Annotated in this window: 14 protein-coding genes; 2 read left to right on the forward strand and 12 right to left on the reverse strand. The window is 64.1% G+C overall.

The features are described 5' to 3' along the window. Positions 1-2: 2 nt before the first annotated feature. Together L0966_RS14910 and L0966_RS14915 are read right to left on the reverse strand one after the other, a co-directional pair. Positions 3-1,829, reverse strand: coding sequence for a site-specific DNA-methyltransferase (locus L0966_RS14910; protein WP_234052742.1), 1,827 nt, complete (start codon positions 1,827-1,829; stop codon positions 3-5). Then, positions 1,826-2,149 carry a HigA family addiction module antitoxin gene (locus L0966_RS14915; protein WP_234052743.1) on the reverse strand — a complete coding sequence of 108 codons (324 nt, stop codon included), beginning with the start codon at positions 2,147-2,149 and terminating at the stop codon, positions 1,826-1,828. Before L0966_RS14915 ends, L0966_RS14910 begins: the two co-directional genes overlap by 4 nt. Before the next feature lie 832 nt (positions 2,150-2,981). Between L0966_RS14915 and L0966_RS14920 the strand changes: the two genes are divergently transcribed. Both L0966_RS14920 and L0966_RS14925 read left to right on the forward strand, forming a co-directional pair. Next, entirely contained in the window at positions 2,982-3,815 is an 834-nt protein-coding gene (locus L0966_RS14920) for a restriction endonuclease (RefSeq protein ID WP_234052744.1), read from the forward strand. A 55-nt stretch (positions 3,816-3,870) separates the two neighbouring features. Beyond that, on the forward strand, positions 3,871-4,596 hold the full coding sequence (locus L0966_RS14925) for a hypothetical protein (protein ID WP_234052745.1): 726 nt from the start codon (positions 3,871-3,873) through the stop codon (positions 4,594-4,596). A 418-nt stretch (positions 4,597-5,014) separates the two neighbouring features. Here L0966_RS14925 and L0966_RS14930 read toward each other — a convergent pair whose 3' ends face one another. The 10 genes from L0966_RS14930 to L0966_RS14975 all read right to left on the reverse strand — a co-directional run bounded on the left by L0966_RS14930 (position 5,015) and on the right by L0966_RS14975 (position 16,826). Beyond that, positions 5,015-5,413: a hypothetical protein gene (locus L0966_RS14930; RefSeq protein ID WP_234052746.1), complete on the reverse strand. Its 399-nt coding sequence runs from the start codon at positions 5,411-5,413 to the stop codon at positions 5,015-5,017. Positions 5,414-5,430: 17 nt separating this feature from the next. Continuing rightward, positions 5,431-5,646, reverse strand: coding sequence for a hypothetical protein (locus L0966_RS14935; RefSeq protein WP_234052748.1), 216 nt, complete (start codon positions 5,644-5,646; stop codon positions 5,431-5,433). A 360-nt stretch (positions 5,647-6,006) separates the two neighbouring features. Then, on the reverse strand, positions 6,007-7,452 hold the full coding sequence (locus tag L0966_RS14940; RefSeq protein WP_234052749.1) for a hypothetical protein: 1,446 nt from the start codon (positions 7,450-7,452) through the stop codon (positions 6,007-6,009). Continuing rightward, a complete protein-coding gene (locus L0966_RS14945; protein ID WP_234052751.1) occupies positions 7,449-8,984 on the reverse strand; it encodes a VWA domain-containing protein in 1,536 nt (511 codons plus the stop codon). Before L0966_RS14945 ends, L0966_RS14940 begins: the two co-directional genes overlap by 4 nt. Continuing rightward, the gene (locus L0966_RS14950; RefSeq protein WP_234052752.1) at positions 8,977-9,969 is read right to left on the reverse strand and encodes a VWA domain-containing protein; all 993 of its coding nucleotides are present in this window, start codon (positions 9,967-9,969) and stop codon (positions 8,977-8,979) included. Before L0966_RS14950 ends, L0966_RS14945 begins: the two co-directional genes overlap by 8 nt. Then, positions 9,966-10,496 (reverse strand): DUF4381 domain-containing protein, encoded by a 531-nt coding sequence (locus L0966_RS14955; protein ID WP_234052753.1) that lies wholly within the window; start codon positions 10,494-10,496, stop codon positions 9,966-9,968. The genes L0966_RS14950 and L0966_RS14955 overlap by 4 nt, the downstream gene beginning before the upstream one ends. Further along, positions 10,489-11,475 (reverse strand): DUF58 domain-containing protein, encoded by a 987-nt coding sequence (locus tag L0966_RS14960; RefSeq protein WP_234052755.1) that lies wholly within the window; start codon positions 11,473-11,475, stop codon positions 10,489-10,491. The genes L0966_RS14955 and L0966_RS14960 overlap by 8 nt, the downstream gene beginning before the upstream one ends. Before the next feature lie 113 nt (positions 11,476-11,588). Further along, a complete protein-coding gene (locus tag L0966_RS14965; RefSeq protein ID WP_234052756.1) occupies positions 11,589-12,566 on the reverse strand; it encodes a MoxR family ATPase in 978 nt (325 codons plus the stop codon). Next, complete coding sequence (locus L0966_RS14970) at positions 12,563-15,112, reverse strand: fused MFS/spermidine synthase (RefSeq protein WP_234052757.1); 2,550 nt, start codon at positions 15,110-15,112, stop codon at positions 12,563-12,565. Before L0966_RS14970 ends, L0966_RS14965 begins: the two co-directional genes overlap by 4 nt. Before the next feature lie 97 nt (positions 15,113-15,209). After that, on the reverse strand, positions 15,210-16,826 hold the full coding sequence (locus L0966_RS14975) for an arylsulfatase (protein ID WP_370640753.1): 1,617 nt from the start codon (positions 16,824-16,826) through the stop codon (positions 15,210-15,212). Between the last annotated feature and the right edge of the window lie 399 nt (positions 16,827-17,225).

Consider the following 17,225-nt stretch of genomic DNA (forward strand, 5'->3'; position numbering starts at 1 on the left):
CGTCAGCTCCGATCTATCCGATAAAGCGCGAAGGGCAGCGGCACGAACTCCACGGGGATGTTCTGTTCCGCCAGCATCTTCTGGCTCACGAAGCGCGCCGGGGCGAAGACAAGGTGGCGCTTGTCCGGATCGGACGCGGCGAATGCCTTGGCGCGCGCCAGCGTCAACGCCGCTTCCGGCGACTTCAACCAGTCGAGATCGGGCTTGTAGATCAGCCAGACATGCTGGCCTTCCATGGCACCTAGATAGAAATCATCCTCGCGCACGGCGGCGGGATCGAGCGCGTGATTGGTCGCCATGTGGAACAGCGCCGCGCCGAGACCGGCATAGGGCGGCAGGGTTTCGCCGCTCAGCACCTTGTCCAGTTCGACGGGATCGCCGAGGGTGCAATAGGTGAAAGTGCCGCCAAGACCTTCTGCGCGTTCCGCCACCGTCTTTTCGCCGGTGACGATCAACTCGCCGTCCTTCACTTCCTTCTTGATGCGGTCGAACTCGTGGCCGTGCAGATTCTCGATACCTTCGACCTTGTGCACCAGCTCTCCGGCATTGCTGAGCGCGCGCCAGTTCAGCCGCTCCCGCAACATCTCTGTTCGCTGTGTGCCCTGGAAATCATAGCCGTTGATGACACGCCGGACGCGCTCTGCCGTCAGGCTGTCGGCATATTCCTCCATTTCCACGAGAATGAAGCGGCGATTGCCGCCGTCGCGCTTGTTGGCTTCGAGCACGGCGTGAGCCGTTGTTGCAGAACCCGCAAAGGAATCTAGGATAATTGCGTCATCATCGGCAGCAATATCGATGATCCTGTCCAGAAGCTTCACGGTTTTCGGTGTGTCGAACAAATCAGACGTGCCAAATATGTTCCTGAGCATGGCCTTGGCCTGCCGCATCGTATCCACGTCGCTCCAAATCGTTGGAAACGGCCGCGTGGGATCGTCCTCGGGCGCAAACTCGCGGGTGTAAGGCTCCCACACTTCACGTCCGAGCTTTTCGATCCTCTTCCAGATCAATGTACCGGCATCTTTGTGTTTCTTGATGCCCTTCTTCCCCATCGACCATCGCGCTTCTTCCCCGTTATCATGTATGGGGAAAACCTCATTTCCATCGGGGTCTTCAAGCGGGAAGAACATGGTCGGCCGATCACGGCGGAGACTTGCCCGTCCGTTCTTCTTCAGAAGGCGATCTCTAAAAGGGCGTCCGTTCTCGTCTCGGTTCGGATAAGCTTTCAGGATGGACGGGGCGATCATCCTCTTGAACTTTGCAGAACCAATATCGCGCGCAAAACAGAGGACGTAATCATGGTCGGGTGTGATAGCTACCTTGTTATCGTTCGGGCTATCCACTTTCCGCCAGATGAAGGTGGCGACATGATTTTCCTCACCGAATATTTCGCAGCAAATATTTGTGAGGCGGTGCGCCTCGTTATCATCGATAGTTATAAAGATGACGCCATGGTCCGCCAGCAGCTCATGGAGCATCCGAAGGCGCGGCCACATCATGGCACACCATTTGTCATGACGTAGGCCGTCCTCAACACCGACCGGATTGGACTCCAGCCACTCCCGGATCATTGGCGCATTGACGTTATCGTCGTAGCACCATCCCTCGTTGCCGGTGTTGTACGGCGGATCGATAAAGATGCAGTCCACCTTGCCCGCGTAGAGCGGCAGGAGCGCTTTCAGCGCGTGCAGGTTGTCGCCGTGGATGACGAGGTTGCCGTCAAGCGCGACAGGACCGATGCCCTTGCTTTCATCGGGCACGAGCGGACGGAAGGGCACCGCCAGATGGTGGTTATACACAAACTCTTTGCCCTTGAAACTCAGCTCCGTCATGCCCGCCCCTTCGTATTCATTCCCGTGTATCGCTCGACCTTGATCTCGGCTTCCCGCTTGCGGGCCTGCGCAATGTCGTAGCTGTTCTGCATGCGCATCAGCGTCTCCATCGAGACGCCGAAGGCTTTTTCGATCCGGATCGCCATTTCCGGCGACAGGTGCGCGCGCTCGTTCAGGAGCGCCGACAGTGCCGGTCGCGTGACGCCTATCGCATCCGCCGCCTCTGTCACCGACAGGCCGAGCGGTTTCAAGACCTCTTGCTTCACGAAGCCACCCGGATGGGCGGGCGTCTTCAGCCGAAGGTCATCCTCATCGGTCATCGTGCGCTGCCCGTTGAATGTTCATCGATTCAGATGCAGCGTATCGGACGTAACGTTTCCTGTAAAGTGACGCTTTACGGATTCTGGGTATGACGCAGCCGGCTGGGGTTTGAGACTCACTTTTGGAGGGCAATAGCGTAGGTGTAGTTCTCTGTTTCGTCGGCTTCGGCCCGCCAGCTAAAGCATTTAATTTGTTGATTTTTATTGCAAAATAGCCCTTCGCATTTCGGGCACCCCCCAGAATATCCCCCAATAGTTTGAGGAGGGGCCCGGCACAAGTCGGAACGATTCGGGCACTCGATAGTGTGGAGAGCGGCCCGTTACCTATGGGATAGGCCGAGGAACGTCGCCACCCCGCCGGCGCGAAACCTCAAAAATGCAGCTCATGGCAGCCGCCCATAGCATCGCATGAAAAGCACAGGACGCGCACTGTAGGTACCGCAGCGTCAAGCTCTAAAGCCACCGGCTGTGGCGATACCGACACGCATCGCGCTGTTGATGACCGGTGTTCGCATGGCGGCCCCTAACAGATGCCCCTTACCGGTTCCGACAAGATCGTGCGCCGGGGAGGTTCCCGCCGGACCTTGGCGCGCGCCGATATTGAACTACCCTCCACAACTGCCTCGCAAAAATGTCATCGTCGCTTAATTCAAGGCATCCGAGAAGGCGCGGGACGAAGGTCAAGTGAGGCGCTCGGAGGGCAAAAGGCGACCTGATGGAAACTCCATTTTGGCGTCGGCACTCTATCGCACCGTTCGATATAACCTTGGGCCGGGCTCCACTCCCGATTGTGCTTGGGCTATCGTGCCTGCCCAATTGGTTTGGAGGCACCATGGGGCGGCGTCGAAAGGGCAGTCCTGCCCAGGGGTTCATCGCGCTTTTCGTGATTTTTGTGGTTGCGAGCGTGCTGAGCGGCGCGCTGGATTTTGCGAAGCGCATGTGGGAGCGGATCAAGGCCCCCAATGGAGGGGACGGGAGCATAGCCGTACTCATCATAGCCGGCTGTTCCGGAGTTCTGTTCCTCCTGCTCTGGATGATGCGCAGAGCCCAGACGAATGAAGAGTACCGGCTCATCGAAGCCGCCATCGTGAAGGCATGCGACCAGAACCGAGACGCGACCTTGGCGAGAAACAAGGTAAAACTCACAGCCCCGGACGAATATGGACTCGTCAATTACGCCAAATGGAACAAAGAGCTGGACAAGTTCATCATAAATTTCGTCATTCCGAGCATACCGTTCATCGCGTCGAAACCTCATTATGCCCCGCATATCCGGGGCCTTGTCGACAAGCGCTGCAATGACATCATCGCGAATGGAGCCCTCCGCCACACGGAAGCGACAGTCCGTAACGGCCTCGATTACGAGGTCTTCGTGGGGGATCTCCTGAAAGATCACGGCTGGGACGTTTCCGTGACCCCAGCCAGCGGCGACCAAGGGGCGGACGTGATCGCCCGGCGCGGCCCTGAGACCATCGTCATCCAATGCAAATTCTACGCCGGCGCCGTGGGAAACAAGGCTGTTCAGGAGGTCGCCGCCGCGCGCGTGCATTATGGCGCCACCCAGGCTGCTGTCGTCTCGAAGTCCGGCTTCACCGCGTCCGCGCGCCAGCTCGCGGCGACCAATGACGTGGCCCTCCTCCACCATGACGAGCTTTCGACGCTTTGATTCCACTCATCCGCTAACAAGTGTACCGTCGCCCCTCAACCTGAGGGGGAACGGCATGATCCGAAGGCCGGTAGTTGCAATCTGCGCCATCTTGGCGCTCGGGGGTGCGGCGCGCGGTGCCGGTGACCCAGGTATCATCGGGACTTGGTCAACGAATTGCCGAAAGCTGCCAGTCACTGAAACGCTTCATGTCGACATCGACAGCGTCCAACTCGGAGATCGCCACTGCGTTTTCGTCGATTGGAAAAATACCGTTGTGGGTTCGTATTCACCACTCGCATGCTCAACTGAAGGCCAGTTAAGCATTGGTCATTTTCTGGTCCAGAAGAAGTCTCCGACGCAAATTGCCGTCGATTTTGACGGGCTGAACGAAACGCTATCCAGGTGCGATGCGCCACGTTCTCCTACCGCAGCGGCGCCAAACGATATCAGCGCTCGCCTTAACGGCGATTGGGCTCGCGACCGCAAAGCCTGCGAACTCTATAGGTCAGGAGAGTTCGATAAGCCTGGATATGACACCGCGGCTCTTAGCCGATTTGGTGTCGCCACATTCGAAAACGGCAAGTTTGAAATGTTGGCTAGCCCGATCCGGTGCCAGATCTCACAGAGCGACAACTCGGGCAGCGGAAAGTACAGCATATCCGCCCAGTGCCAAGTAAAGGACTACCCAACGCGCCCTGCAACTGGGACGATCACTTTCCGCCAGTCCGGTGCTGCTAATCTGGAACTGCACGGCGCCGGCTTCGGTCTAATCCAGCTTATCAAATGTGACCGAGAATAGAGCCACATCACGCCACATTCGCCCCCGCCGTCACCACCCCGTCTCCAGGTTGCTCGGGGCACTTGTGACTTCCACCAGCCACTTCGTGTCACTATTGCTCATTGCTGAATTCCGGGCCAGGTCTGCCTGGATAAGGGCCGAAAGGTTCGCACCAAGTACGCACCCTCCACGCGCGCGTACGCGAGGGACATTTGAAATGGGATGAATTACCCCCTTCTCGATCGGGCACCCGTGCTGTTGCCTCGCGTAACGGCTTCTTGAAACTCAGCGGAAAATCAAAGAGCGGCCCGCAATCCGCCACGCCTTTTCTTCATTCGATAGTGATTTGATTGCGGAGCCATGCCCAGTGTGCGGGCCATCTCCGGCGCTCCGGCCCCCGCGTCCATCATGTCGCGGAAAAGGGCTTCGCCTGCCGGTGTCAGCTTCCGGCCTTTGCCAGTGCCCGTGAACAAGGTGGCGGACGCCGCGCGCGCCTGCCAATCCACCGGTTGCACCAGCGCATCGGCAAGCTTGGTGAGGTCTCGGCTTGTGCATGGCCGCCATTCACTGCTTCATACCGCACAACCTCATTGGCGGATGTCGGCGGGTTCAAGGCAGGAGAAACCGGAGTTTTCCGGAGCACCGCCGCTTCGACCGACGCAATGCGCGCGCTCATGGGGGCCATTTCATTCCGCCATGTTGCCCCGGGCTCCTCACCGGCAAGGAATGCCTCCAGTTTTGCCGTGAAGGACGGATCGGCCCGCATCAGGGCAGCGGCTTTCAACAGCACCGGACGACCATCCGCCGACACGCGGGCATTGGCCTGTATCAACTTCATTGCGCGACCTCCGGCTATCACTTGCTCTCACGCGCGATCCGTTCCGCCTTCCAGCACCGCGCGTGCAGGGTGCGCCCGCCGGCATCCCGCACGCACACATGCCAGTCGGCGGCGCCGCACACAGCGCAGGTGGCGGGATGGGTCGGAAGGCCCGCCCCCCGCGCAAGGTGGATCAGCACCGCATCGGCGGACGCGTTTGCACTGCCCGCGATAGGCGCAAGCCGCCCGCTCATGAAGCGGGCACGGCGGGAAGGACGCCGGCGCGGGAAGGAGCGGACGGGGAGACTCCCGAGAGCGTTCCGCCAGAATGGATCCCATTCAAATGAGAAGAATACGCCAGGTCCTGGCGCAAGGGGGCTCAAATGTCCGGACATGAAGTGTTTAATCGGCTACACTTAACCACTGCGGCCGGAATTACTTATGAGGCGCTTCTGGGCGGGCCATTTTAAGTTGGGCACCCTCGACTTAGACACCATTCAGGCAGCGTCGGCGGTGCTTACCCTGAGTGCCGGCGTCTTGCCCTCCGGCAGCCCGGCCACGCGAAACGGCAGCCTGTGCGTGAGCCGCGACATCGAGGCGATCATCACGCCCCATTACCTTGCCACCGGGCGCGACACGCCCTGGCGCACGGCATTGGGAAGCTCTGGATTGATGTCACCGGGCAGCGAATAAGTCCGCGTCCTGTTCCGGTGCTGAAGCTTCGCCTTGCACCGCGTTGACTTGATCGCCTGCAGCAAAGACGCGCCGGACCACCGGCTCGCTTCGGGCTCTGCGGCGAAGAGCTGACGTTCAAGCGCGGCAATCTCCTGCGCCAGGATCCTATCCCCCGCCCAGGAATTCAGCGCCTTTACGGTGTGCTCGGGCGCGGCCGGCTCGAACCGCGAGAGCCAGAGCAGAAATGCGCGATAGATCTCCCGCGGATTATCGTCGGCAGTGATGCGGCTCAGCTCACGGAAGGCGAAGGCTTCGGATTGCCGGTAGGTCTCGCGGAGATGCCGCACACGGTGCCCCAGGCTTCGCACCACCGGCGGCGTCAGCCAAACCAGGGCCGCGGTTCCGCCAATGGCCAGGATCAACAGCGGCCAGTGTTCCAGAATGGCGAGGAGGGCTCTTCGCGGCGCGGAAAGGCCGCCGTGCGGGAGAGCGCCGCCAAGGGTGGAGGCATCGCCAGCCACGGCGAAGGTCTGCGGCTCAAGTCGCGCATGCTGGATCTTCTCAGCCGCGACATCCCACCATGCAACTTCGACCGACGGCAGGGTCAGCGTGCCGGCCCCCTCCAGCATGTACACCGCGCGGTCGGTGCGCGTGGATTTCAGCACGCCCGAGTTTTCGTCCACCCCTTCGCTCAGCTCGGGCTGGCCCGGATAAACCCTGGTCCCGGCGATTGGGGCGAAGCTTGTCGGCGGCAGCAGGATCGCCGGAGTGCCTTCCGCCTGGATCGTCACGACGCGGGTCACGCTGTCGCCGATCTTCAGGGCGGGCGATGAGCGCTGGAGATCCTGGCTCAGGCTCAGGCCGGCGGCTGAAATGAACGGGTGGAGCGCGCGCGCCGCAGCGGGGATGATCGCCTCAAAATGGGCTGAGGGCACAGCCACCTTCGCCACCCGGGTCTTGGGCGGATCGTTGGCATAGGTGAGGGTGATGGCCTGGCCCGTCATGGCGTAGGCTCCGGGCTCCTGCGGTGTGATCAACAGGGTGTAGCGGATGCCGGCATAGGTGGCATCCGCCTGCCGCTCCGAAAAATTCATGGTCGGCCCGGCGCGGGTGATGGCGTTGGCCACCTGGAAATCGGGCAACATCGGGGGCTTGGTCATGTAGTTCGGAGCGAGCACCTCGACAACCAGCGTGGCAGCCTGCCCGACCACGACCTGGGCCGGCGTCAGGGTGGCGCGCACCATGGGCTGGGGGGTGGCCTGTTCGGGCGCGGCCGGCGGTGGCGCGCCGGGCTGCGCCGTGGCCGGCACGGCCGCGGACAGGAGCGCAAAGGCCAAAAAGGTCCAGGCCAGAAGGGCGGCAAGGGCCGCAGGCGCGCCTTTCATTTCTGGGCCCCCGTTCCGGCCGGTGGTTGATCGGAATTCGCCTGGATGGCGAATTTCAGCTTCAGGAAATCCGCCGGGGTGGTCTCAACCGCCCGCATCCAGGCTGCCGCCGCACCGGGGGTCGTCAGGCTTTCCGGCGTCACCTGCATGCGCTGGCCGCCTTTCTGCTGCTTGTCCACCTTGGTTTCGTCCGGGGGAAGGCCAGGCTGCTCCGGCTCGCTTTGTTCCCGCTGCCGGCGCTTGGCCTCGGCAGCCTCATAGGCTGCGGTCACGATGGCAAGGTTGGCTTTCGCGGCGGCATTGTCAGGCTGCTGGGCCAGAACCTCCTGGTAAAGCTTGATCGCCTTTTCATAGGCGTGGTTCTGCGCCTCCGCATTGCCCAGCGCGAAACGCCCTTCAACCGTATCGACCTTGCGGAATGCCTCGGCCGCCGCGATGAAATCATAGGCCCGATAGGCGGCGATGCCGCGCCACATGGGATCGCTGAAAAGGGTCGCGGCGCGGTGATAATCCCCGCGATCAAATGCGATTTGCCCCCGCTGGTCCGGCGTCAGGAACAGGCTCGTGAGATCGGAGGGCGGCTGCGCCGTCTGCGCATGTCCCGGCACCGGCTGGAGAAGAAGCAGCAGCAGGATCCACGGCACCGTGACGCCCCGGCGGAACCACAACGCGCTCAAGGCCGCGATGGGCAGCAGCAGCCAGAAGCCCTCATCCCGCCAGCGGGCGCCGATCTGCTCGGCCTGCGCATTCTCGAAATGGCTGTCGACACGCCGCTCGAGCGCCTGGATATCGCTCGAATCCACGCTGACCTCAATCGTCCCGATGGGGCTGTGCACTTTGTCGGGCGGCGCGACGGCCAGCATCAGCACATCATTGCGGCCGGCGGCGCGGTTGATGTCGGCGGCAGTGGCCTTGCCCAGGTCATCGGACACGATGAGGATGGTGCCGGCAAAGGTGTCGCCCGCCAGCGCCTGCGCCGCGAGCTCCACCGCCGCCACCGGCACCTTGCCCGGCACCGGCATCAGCCCGGGCGAGAGGGCGGCGAGGAAGGGCTCGATCACGCGCGGGTCATCGGTCAGCGGCATGACGAGATGGGCCGTGCCGGCAAAGGCGATGAGGCCGCTGCGCGCGCGGCCTCGCGCCGCCAGAAGATCGCGGATCTTCTGCTTGCCGCGCTCCAGGCGCGATGGCGCGATGTCCGTTTCGCCCATGGAGCCGGAGACGTCGAGGGCGATCATCAGCGGCGCCTTGTCCTCCACGAAAGGCGGCAGCTCGCGCCGCCAGGTGGGGCCGGACAAAGCGAGGATGGCCAAGCTCAGCACCAGGGCGACCAGCCACACGGGGCGGACATGCCAGCGCCGAGCGGGCATCACCGTCATGTATTTCAAGAGCCTGGGCGCGATGGCCGCGGTCCATTTCAGGTCGTCCTGCTCGCGGCGCAGCAGGGCCAGCAGGATCAGCGCGACGGGCACGAGGGCCAGGAGCCACCAGGGCCGCAGCAGATGGAAATGGGCGACGGCCTGTTCAAGCATGCTGCGCCCGCCTTGCCATCCAACTGCGCAGCAGCAAGACGAGCCATGCCCCGATGCCGAGCAGGGCCGCCGCGCCGAGCGGCCATTGATAGAGCGGAAGCTTCGGCCGCCAGGTCTGCGTCTGCAGCTTGACCGGTGCGAGCCGGTCGATGTCCGCGTAGATGCGTTCGAGATCGGCGCCGTTCTCCGCCCTGAAAAACTGGCCACCCGTCGCCGCGGCCACGGCCTGCAGCGTCTGGAAGTCCACCCGGTTCTCGCCGGTGGCGTCGGGGTCGCCCACACCGATGGTGTAGATGACGAGACCGTGCTCGCGCGCGATCTGGGCGGCATGGGCGGGCGGCACGCGGCTGGCTGTGTCATTGCCGTCCGTCAGCAGGATCAGCATCTTCTGCTGCGCCTTGCTGGCCTCAAATGCCTTGATCGAGAGCCCGATGGCATCGCCGATGGCGGTCTGCTGGCCCGCCATGCCCACCTCGGTCTGGTTCAAGAGCGCCTGAATGGTGGCGAGGTCCTGGGTGAACGGGCACTGGATATAGGCCTTGGTGCCGAACAGGATCAGGCCGATGCGATCACCCTTGCGGCGGGCGATGAAGGCATCGACCACCTGCTTCACCCCCGCGAGGCGCTGGATCATCTTCTTGTCGGCGGTCTGGAAATCCACCTGGTCCATGGAGCCGGAAATGTCGATGGCCAGCATCATGTCACGCGCCGAGATGTCGTGGCGGATGGGCTCGCCGACCCGTTGCGGCTGCGCCAGCGCGATGATGATGAGCACCCACATGAGCGAGGCCACGATCATCTGCAGCGCCAGCCGGCGCACCACCACCGCGCCTTTCTGCGGGGTCTGGCCGGTGGCTTCGGCCACCTTGGCGAAGAAGGGGATCTGCACCGAGGCGCGCTGCTCGCGATAGGGCGGCAGCAGCCACCATGCGAGGAGGGGCAAGGGCAGCGCCAAAAAGGCCCAGGGCCACGCGAATTCGATCATGGGCGAACCCCCCGCCGGTGGCCGCGGATCCACGCCCGCACCGCCTGGATCTGCCCCTTTGCATCGGTGCCCGCGGTCGGCCCATAGGCGGAAATTTCAAGGGCACGCCCCGGCCCCTGGGAGAAGGCGCGCGCCGTATCGGTCCGGTCGAGAAAGGCGAGCCAGGCCGCCCCGGAAAGAGCGGCCACCTCGTCGCGCGGAAAGGCGGCAAGCGCCGTGCGCCGCAGGAGCGAGGCCAGGGTGCAGGCGAGGTCCGCCGTGGACAATGTGCCCGAGCGGGCCTCGATGCCCCTGAGCTCGGACAGGGCCTGGCGGCGATAGCGATTGACGCGCCAATGGTGGATCGCGCGGACCGTGCCGACGGCAAGGCCCAGCAGCACAACCACCAGCAGGATGCGCGCCGGCCAGGTCTGGGGCCACAGGCTGACCGGCGCCGGCAACGGAATGTCGACGAGCCCGGCGACGGGATCGACCACTTGCGGGGCAGCCGCAACGGGTGCCGAAGGGGTAGCCACAGGATCAGCCAAGCGCGCCTCCCAGCACCGGGGGCTCGTTCCGCCCGTTGAGGGCGGGCAACTGCCCGATCAGCTTCTGGATCTGCCTTGCGGTCTCCTCCGCGGCGCTCAGGGGCAGAACCGGCACGCCCAGCTCCCGCGTCCAGGCGAACACGCTGCGAAGCCGCGCCTCGGTCACCTCCCGGATATTCTTGCGGACACTTTCCCGGCCCACCTCGAGGACGATCTGCAATTCGCCGTCGGTCACCGTCATGCGCGCGCTGGCGGGCAGCTCGCTTTGCAGCGGGTCGTGCACCAGCAGCGCGATAACGCTGTTGTGCCGCGAAAGATCGGCGATGATGTCATGGGTGGCCTCATCCGCCCCGTCGAAATCGCTGATGACGATCACCGTCGCATCGTGCGGAGCGAGCCGCCGCACCCGGTCCAGCGCGCGATTGAGCATGTCCGGATGGGAGACGATCCCCCGGCCGACGCCCAGCATCTGGTTGCGGGCGACGATCTGGCTGAGCAGGTGCAGGACCGTGTGGCGTGCACGCTCCGGGCGCACCTCCTCCATGTCGGTGTCGTTGAAGACGAGGCCGCCGATGCGGTCGCCAGCGGCGAGAATGCGCCAGGCGCAGATGGCGCCGGCCTGCGCCGCCGTGACCGATTTCATGGCGAGCCGGCTGCCGAAGAACATGGACAGCCGCTGGTCGATGACGAGGAGGCCCTGGCGGTCGCGCTCCTCATTGAAGACGCGGACATGGGGCTTGCGCAGCCGCGCGGTCACTTTCCAGTCGATGGAGCGCACATCGTCGCCGGGGCGATAGTCGCGGATCTCCTCGAAATTGAGGCCGCGCCCGCGCATGCGCGAGGCATAGCGGCCGGCGAGCAGGCTATGGACGGGCTGCCGCGGCAGGAAGGACACGCGCCGGCCGCGCTGCTCCAGCGCGATCAGCTCCTGGAGATCCACATAGACCCCTTCAACCGCCGCGGCGCTCGCTTCTGCCATAACGGGCTCCTTAGAGCGTTTTCGAGCGAAGCGGAGACCGGCTCGCGTGAAGAAAACGCGTTAATACAAAAGCCTAGAGCATTTGACGTGAGGCAATGTGAACGGAAAATGCTCTAGACCGACGCGACCTGCGCGACGATCTTGTCCAGGGCCTGGTCCACGCTCACCCCCTCCGACATGGCCTCGTAGCTCAGGATGATCCGATGCCGCAGGCAATCATGCAGCACGGTGCGGATGTGGTCAGGCGTGACGAAGGTCTCGCCATCGAGCCAGGCCCGCACCCGGGCGCACCGGTCGAGGGCCAGCGAGCCGCGTGGGCTTGCCCCCACCTGGATCAGCTTGCCCAAGGCATCTCCGTAGCGTTCCGGAAAGCGGGTCGCGAAGATCAGGTCGACCATGTATTTCTGCGCCGCGTCGGATACGAAAATGTCGTCGATCTCGCCACGCGCGTCGAAGACGGCCTGTTGCGGGATCGGCTCCGGCTCTGGGCCTTTGTCCTTCGCCTTGCGCGCGTTCTCGGCCCGGTTGAGCTTGATGATCTCGCCTTCCACCGCCTCGTCCGGATAGGTGATGACCACCTGCATCAGGAAGCGGTCCAGCTGGGCCTCCGGCAGGGGATAGGTGCCTTCCTGCTCGATGGGGTTTTCCGTCGCCAGAACCATGAACAGCTGAGGCAGCCTGTAGGTCTTGCCGGCAACGGTCACCTGCCGCTCTTCCATGGCCTCCAGCAGCGCGGATTGCACCTTGGCGGGGGCGCGGTTGATCTCGTCGGCCAAAAGCAGATTGGCGAAGATCGGCCCCCTCTGGAAGGTGAACTGCCCACCTTTGTCGGTCTGCACATAGATTTCCGCGCCCGTCACGTCGGAGGGCAGCAGATCGGGCGTGAACTGGATTCGCGAGAGGTCCGCGGCGAGATTCTTCGCCAGGGCCTTGACCGCCCGGGTCTTGGCGAGGCCCGGCAGGCTCTCCAGCAGAATGTTCCCGTTGGCCAAAAGGCCGATCAGCATGCTCTCCACCAGATGGTCCTGGCCGAGCACCAGCTTGCCGATGCGAGCCTTCAATTCGAGAATTGCCTCACGCGTTGCGCTCATTGGCGCGCCCCCCCAACAAACCAGAGGTAATAGGGATTTTGACCATCCTCGCGCATCACCCGGGCGATGTTGCGCGCCCAGCTCTCGCGCTCGCCCGCCTGGGCGCTCAGCGCGGCGGCGTAGAAGGCCAGCAGACGTTCATTCTCCACGGCCACCGCAGCCCGGAAGGCCGCATCGGCGCCCTCAAGGGGCGGCGGCGTGTACAAGGCCAGCAATTGGGGCAGCACGCGCGCGAACTCGCCCGGGCGGACCCAGCTTGAATATTCGATACGCGGATCATCGTCCGTCACCGCGGGGGCATTGCCGGCATAGCGCTCCAGGCCCGCCCGATCGGTGACCCAGGTGGCGAGAAGGGCGGCGGGGCTGGCAATGCCCACCTCTTTCAGCGCATGCGCCACCTGCGGCTGATCGAACCGCCGGATGATGCTCGGCACGTCCAGCGGCACGGGCGCATCGGAGCCGATCAGCAGCATTTCATGGATGTCCGTGGTCCACAGCGAGGCGTGGGGGAAGGCATCCAGGAAGCTGCGCACCAGGGAGCGCGTATCCTCGTCATTCTGCGTGCCGAGCGGCAGCCACTGGGCCATGATGCCCTGGGCCCGCAGGCGCGCGCGGGCGAGGCGATAAAAGTCGGTGGAATAGAGATTCACCACTCCCGCAGCGGCTGGCGGTGGCGGCTCCAGGGTGATGACGTCATATTGCGTCGCGCTCGCCAGCAGTTCGCGGCGACCGTCACGGAGGCGAATGTCGAGACGAGGATCTATGGCGGCGCCATAATTGCCCACGAAATCCGGTGCGGCCTTCAGGACCGCCGGAAGCAGCTCCGCCACCACCGTCTTTTCAAGGCTGGGAAAGCGCAGCAGGGCGCCGGCCGTGATGCCGGTTCCGAGCCCGATCACCAGGGCCGAGCGCGGCTCGCCCACGTGCAGGATCAACGGTAGCAGCGCCTGGAGCCGCATGTAGCGCAGCGACGGCATGGCATCGCCGGAGTTCGACACGCCCTGAATGTAGAGCCGCCGGAAATGCTGCTCGCCCCGTCCCTGCTCCAGCACGGCCACCGTGCCGCCCCAGCTCTCGTCATAGGTCACCAGCGCGCCCCGGCGCGACTGAGCGAGCAGGTCGCCGAGCCGGCTCGACGGCGTCATGACCGAAAGCGCGACCGTCGCCATCACGATCACGGCCATCACGATCGCAGGGCGCCTTCTCCCGGTCGCGGGGAACCGCCGCTGCCCGGCCACCAGGGCCGCCAATCCGAGCGCAGCGGCCGCCAGCGCCAAGGCCGCCATGGTCTTGATGAGACCCAGGCCAGGCACGAGCACGAGACCCGCGATCGCGACGCCAACAAGGCCCCCGATGGTGTTCAGGCCGATGGCGGCGCCCACATCGCGACCAACGCGGCTTTCCTGCGCCACCAGCCGGATCGCGACGGGAAAGGCCGCGCCAAGGAGCAGGGTCGGAGGAAGGACGACCCATGCGGCCGCGACCGCGAACCGGGCGCTCATGCCCGCAAGCTCGCTGCCCGTCCAGTTGAACACGATGGCCTCAAGGGCGGTCTGCGCCACCGCGACCCAGCTGCCGAGGGCCGAGATCGTTCCAAGGCCGACAAGCCCGGCGCCGGCAATCAGCACGGCAAAGGCGTTCCATGGATTGCGCAAGCGATCGACGAAACGCGTGCACACAAACGCGCCCAGGGCGAGGCCGACGAGATGGGTGGCAAGGACGATGGAGAACGCGAAGACGCGGGTGCTCAGAAATTGCACGATCGCCTGCGACCACACCACCTCATATCCCAGCGCGATGCCACCAGCCACCGCATAGAGGATGAGTGCCAGTCGCCCGCCTGAATGCCCCACGGTGCCCGTGGCATCTGGCGCCTTCGGCACCTGCTCGCGCGACTGCCGCAGCGTAAGACCCCCAACTGCCGCGGCAACATTGGCGAGGGCCGCGACAAGCGCCGTCCCCTGCACGCCGACGCCCGGAATGATCAGGAAGGTCGCCCCCAGGGCGCCGACGATGGCCCCGGCGGTATTGGCGGCGTAGAGGCGCCCCGTTGCCGTCGCGATCTCGCTGCCGCGGGGCGCGATGGCGCGCGCGAGCACCGGCAGCGTTCCGCCCATCAGGAAAGGTGGAGTCGCGACGATCGCAAACAGCATCAGCCAGGCGAGTGCGGGCTGCTGCGCCTCCAGTGTGGCGAACGGGGGGGCGATGTGCGCGAGAAGCCATGTGGTGGCGATGCCGGCTGCGGCAACGCCCAGTTCCAGGCCCGCATAAAACCGCAGCGGCCGGCCGACAGCATCCGCGAGGCGGCCAATCAGCACCCCGCCGAATCCGAGCCCCGCAAAGAATGCGCTGACCGCAATGGTGATCGCATGAATGTCGACACCGACCACCAGCGAGAGCTGCTTGGCCCAGAGCACCTGATAGACCAGGGCCGCCGCGCCGGACACGAACAGCAGGCCGGACGCAAGGGCCGTGGCGCGCGCCCGCGCCTTTGTGGCGTCTTCTTCCCTTTGTGCAGAAAGGCGCGCGCGGGAGCGATGAGACATCAGGGGTGCAACACCAATGGGCTTCAGCCTCGGGACGTTTTGACATCGCCGGCCGCATCTTCGGCGGCCGGCGATGTGGCGTTACGCTTTCCGCGTTTTACTTCTTTTCTTGCGGCTTCTGCGCCTGCTGCTTCGCCAGCTCGCTCTTGAGCTGCTGCACCGCCTGGTCGATGGAGAAGGAGGCAGGCATCTGGCTCGGCGGATACTCCACGAAGGTCTGCAGGAAGTCCGTCCCGCGCCGGATGCCCTCGAAGATCAGGTAGACATTGTCCACGTTCCACTTGTCATAGGTGGTGGTGGGACCAATGTCGCCGCGCTCATAGGGATCCATGCGCAGGTTGTAGATCTTCGGGGTGCGCAGGCAGGTGAAGGGCTGGCGCCAGATCTGGAACCCGCCCTGCGCCGTCTGCTCGCAGAAGACGATCTTCCACGCCATGGGATTGGTGGCGCCCGGCAGCACGTTGTCATAGCGCATGGCCACGAGCTCGCCGTCGTCGTCAAAATAGTAGAATTCGGTGCGGGCGGACTTGTCGGTCTGCCCGGTCAGGAGCGGCAGCTGATTGTAACCGTCCAGGTGCACCTTGAAGGTCTTGTCGCCGATCTTCGTTCCCTTCAGGAGGCGTTCCTTGATGGTGGTGTCACCCACCGCCGCCATGAGCGTGGGGAACCAGTCCAGGCCCGAGAACATGCCGTTGGAAACCTCCCCCGGCTTGATCTTGCCGGGCCAGCGCACCAGGGCCGGCACGCGGAAGGCGCCCTCCCAGTTGGAGTCCTTCTCGCTGCGGAAGGGCGAGGTCGCGGCATCGGGCCAGGTGAAGAAATTCGGCCCGTTGTCGGTGGTGAAAATGACGATGGTGTTGTCTGCGACGCCCAGATCGTCGAGCGCCTTCAGCAGCTTGCCCACATCCTGGTCCATCTCCCACATGCCGTCGGCATATTCATTGCCGCGTGGGCCGAGGCCACCCTTGCCCCGATAGGACTCGCGGACATGGGTGAAGATGTGCATCCGGGTGAAGTTCATCCAGGTGAAGAAGGGGCGCTTCGCCTTCACCTGCCGCGTCATGAAATCGATGGCCGCCTCGGTGGTCTCGTCGTCAATCGTCTCCATGCGCTTGACGGTGAGCGGACCGGTATCTTCAATCTTCCCGTCCGCCGACGATTTGATCACGCCCCGCGGATTATAGGATTTGATGAAGGCCGGGTTGTTGCTCATCCAATAGGGGCGTTCCGGCTCCTCTTCGGCGTTCAGGTGGTAGAGATTGCCGAAGAACTCGTCGAAGCCGTGATTCGTCGGCAGGAAGCGATCCTGGTCGCCCAGGTGATTCTTGCCGAACTGGCCGGTGGCATAGCCCAGCGGCTTGAGCGCCTGCGCCAGGGTCACATCACGATCCTGAAGGCCGACGGACGACCCCGGAACGCCGACCTTCGTGAGGCCCGTGCGGAAGGCGGACTGGCCCGTGATGAAGGTCGCCCGGCCGGCGGTGCAGCTGTTCTCGGCATAATAGTCCGTGAACATCATACCTTCGTTGGCGATCCGGTCGATGTTCGGCGTCTTGTAGCCGACGATGCCGTGGGTATAGGCGCTGACGTTCGACTGGCCCACATCATCGCCGAAAATGACGAGAATGTTCGGCCTTGTCGCCGTTTCCTGCGCCTCAGCGCGGGTCGAGACGCCCGCAGCCATGCCCGCGAACGCGAGCACCGCGGCCAACATCGCGCCGCCCCGCGCACTCAGTAGCGTTGCCCATCGCCGCCGGGCAGGCGGCGGGGCCGCAGTGACGCCGCAAACACCTTGTATTTCAAGGTCGCCACTCATGTGAGGCCTCCTCGTCATCTTCCGTCGCGACGCTTGCGGAACCAATGGTCCGAATCGACGCGCCGCCATGCACCGCCCCCAGGCGGCGTTGCGAAGCACTTTACCCTAAGCGGCGGAGTTCACACGTTTTAATTGTGAGAAACGAAGTCGGCTGACAAGGCGGCACCGTGGTCCCGCGACGTGGCGCGCCGATGCCCCTCTGGCGGGCGCCAAGTCTGCTGCAGATCTCCAAGCCAGGACTGAATCAAGCACCCGGACCACCGTTTGGGCTCGCCTGTGATGCCGCGTCCAGGGTCC

The sequence above is a fragment of the Xanthobacter sp. NM-59 genome, from assembly GCF_021401125.1.
Taxonomy (GTDB): domain Bacteria; phylum Pseudomonadota; class Alphaproteobacteria; order Rhizobiales; family Xanthobacteraceae; genus Xanthobacter.

Excerpts from the sequence above, each read along its gene's own strand:
- L0966_RS14945 (WP_234052751.1), bottom strand. The coding sequence starts at position 8,984 with ATGCTTGAACAGGCCGTCGCCCATTTCCATCTGCTGCGGCCCTGGTGG.
- L0966_RS14975 (WP_370640753.1), bottom strand. The coding sequence starts at position 16,826 with ATGTTGGCCGCGGTGCTCGCGTTCGCGGGCATGGCTGCGGGCGTCTCG.
- L0966_RS14950 (WP_234052752.1), bottom strand. The coding sequence starts at position 9,969 with ATGATCGAATTCGCGTGGCCCTGGGCCTTTTTGGCGCTGCCCTTGCCC.
- L0966_RS14925 (WP_234052745.1), top strand. The coding sequence starts at position 3,871 with ATGATCCGAAGGCCGGTAGTTGCAATCTGCGCCATCTTGGCGCTCGGG.
- L0966_RS14965 (WP_234052756.1), bottom strand. The coding sequence starts at position 12,566 with ATGAGCGCAACGCGTGAGGCAATTCTCGAATTGAAGGCTCGCATCGGC.
- L0966_RS14910 (WP_234052742.1), bottom strand. The coding sequence starts at position 1,829 with ATGACGGAGCTGAGTTTCAAGGGCAAAGAGTTTGTGTATAACCACCAT.
- L0966_RS14935 (WP_234052748.1), bottom strand. The coding sequence starts at position 5,646 with ATGAGCGGGCGGCTTGCGCCTATCGCGGGCAGTGCAAACGCGTCCGCC.
- L0966_RS14930 (WP_234052746.1), bottom strand. The coding sequence starts at position 5,413 with ATGAAGTTGATACAGGCCAATGCCCGCGTGTCGGCGGATGGTCGTCCG.
- L0966_RS14915 (WP_234052743.1), bottom strand. The coding sequence starts at position 2,149 with ATGACCGATGAGGATGACCTTCGGCTGAAGACGCCCGCCCATCCGGGT.
- L0966_RS14940 (WP_234052749.1), bottom strand. The coding sequence starts at position 7,452 with ATGAAAGGCGCGCCTGCGGCCCTTGCCGCCCTTCTGGCCTGGACCTTT.
- L0966_RS14960 (WP_234052755.1), bottom strand. The coding sequence starts at position 11,475 with ATGGCAGAAGCGAGCGCCGCGGCGGTTGAAGGGGTCTATGTGGATCTC.
- L0966_RS14920 (WP_234052744.1), top strand. The coding sequence starts at position 2,982 with ATGGGGCGGCGTCGAAAGGGCAGTCCTGCCCAGGGGTTCATCGCGCTT.
- L0966_RS14970 (WP_234052757.1), bottom strand. The coding sequence starts at position 15,112 with ATGTCTCATCGCTCCCGCGCGCGCCTTTCTGCACAAAGGGAAGAAGAC.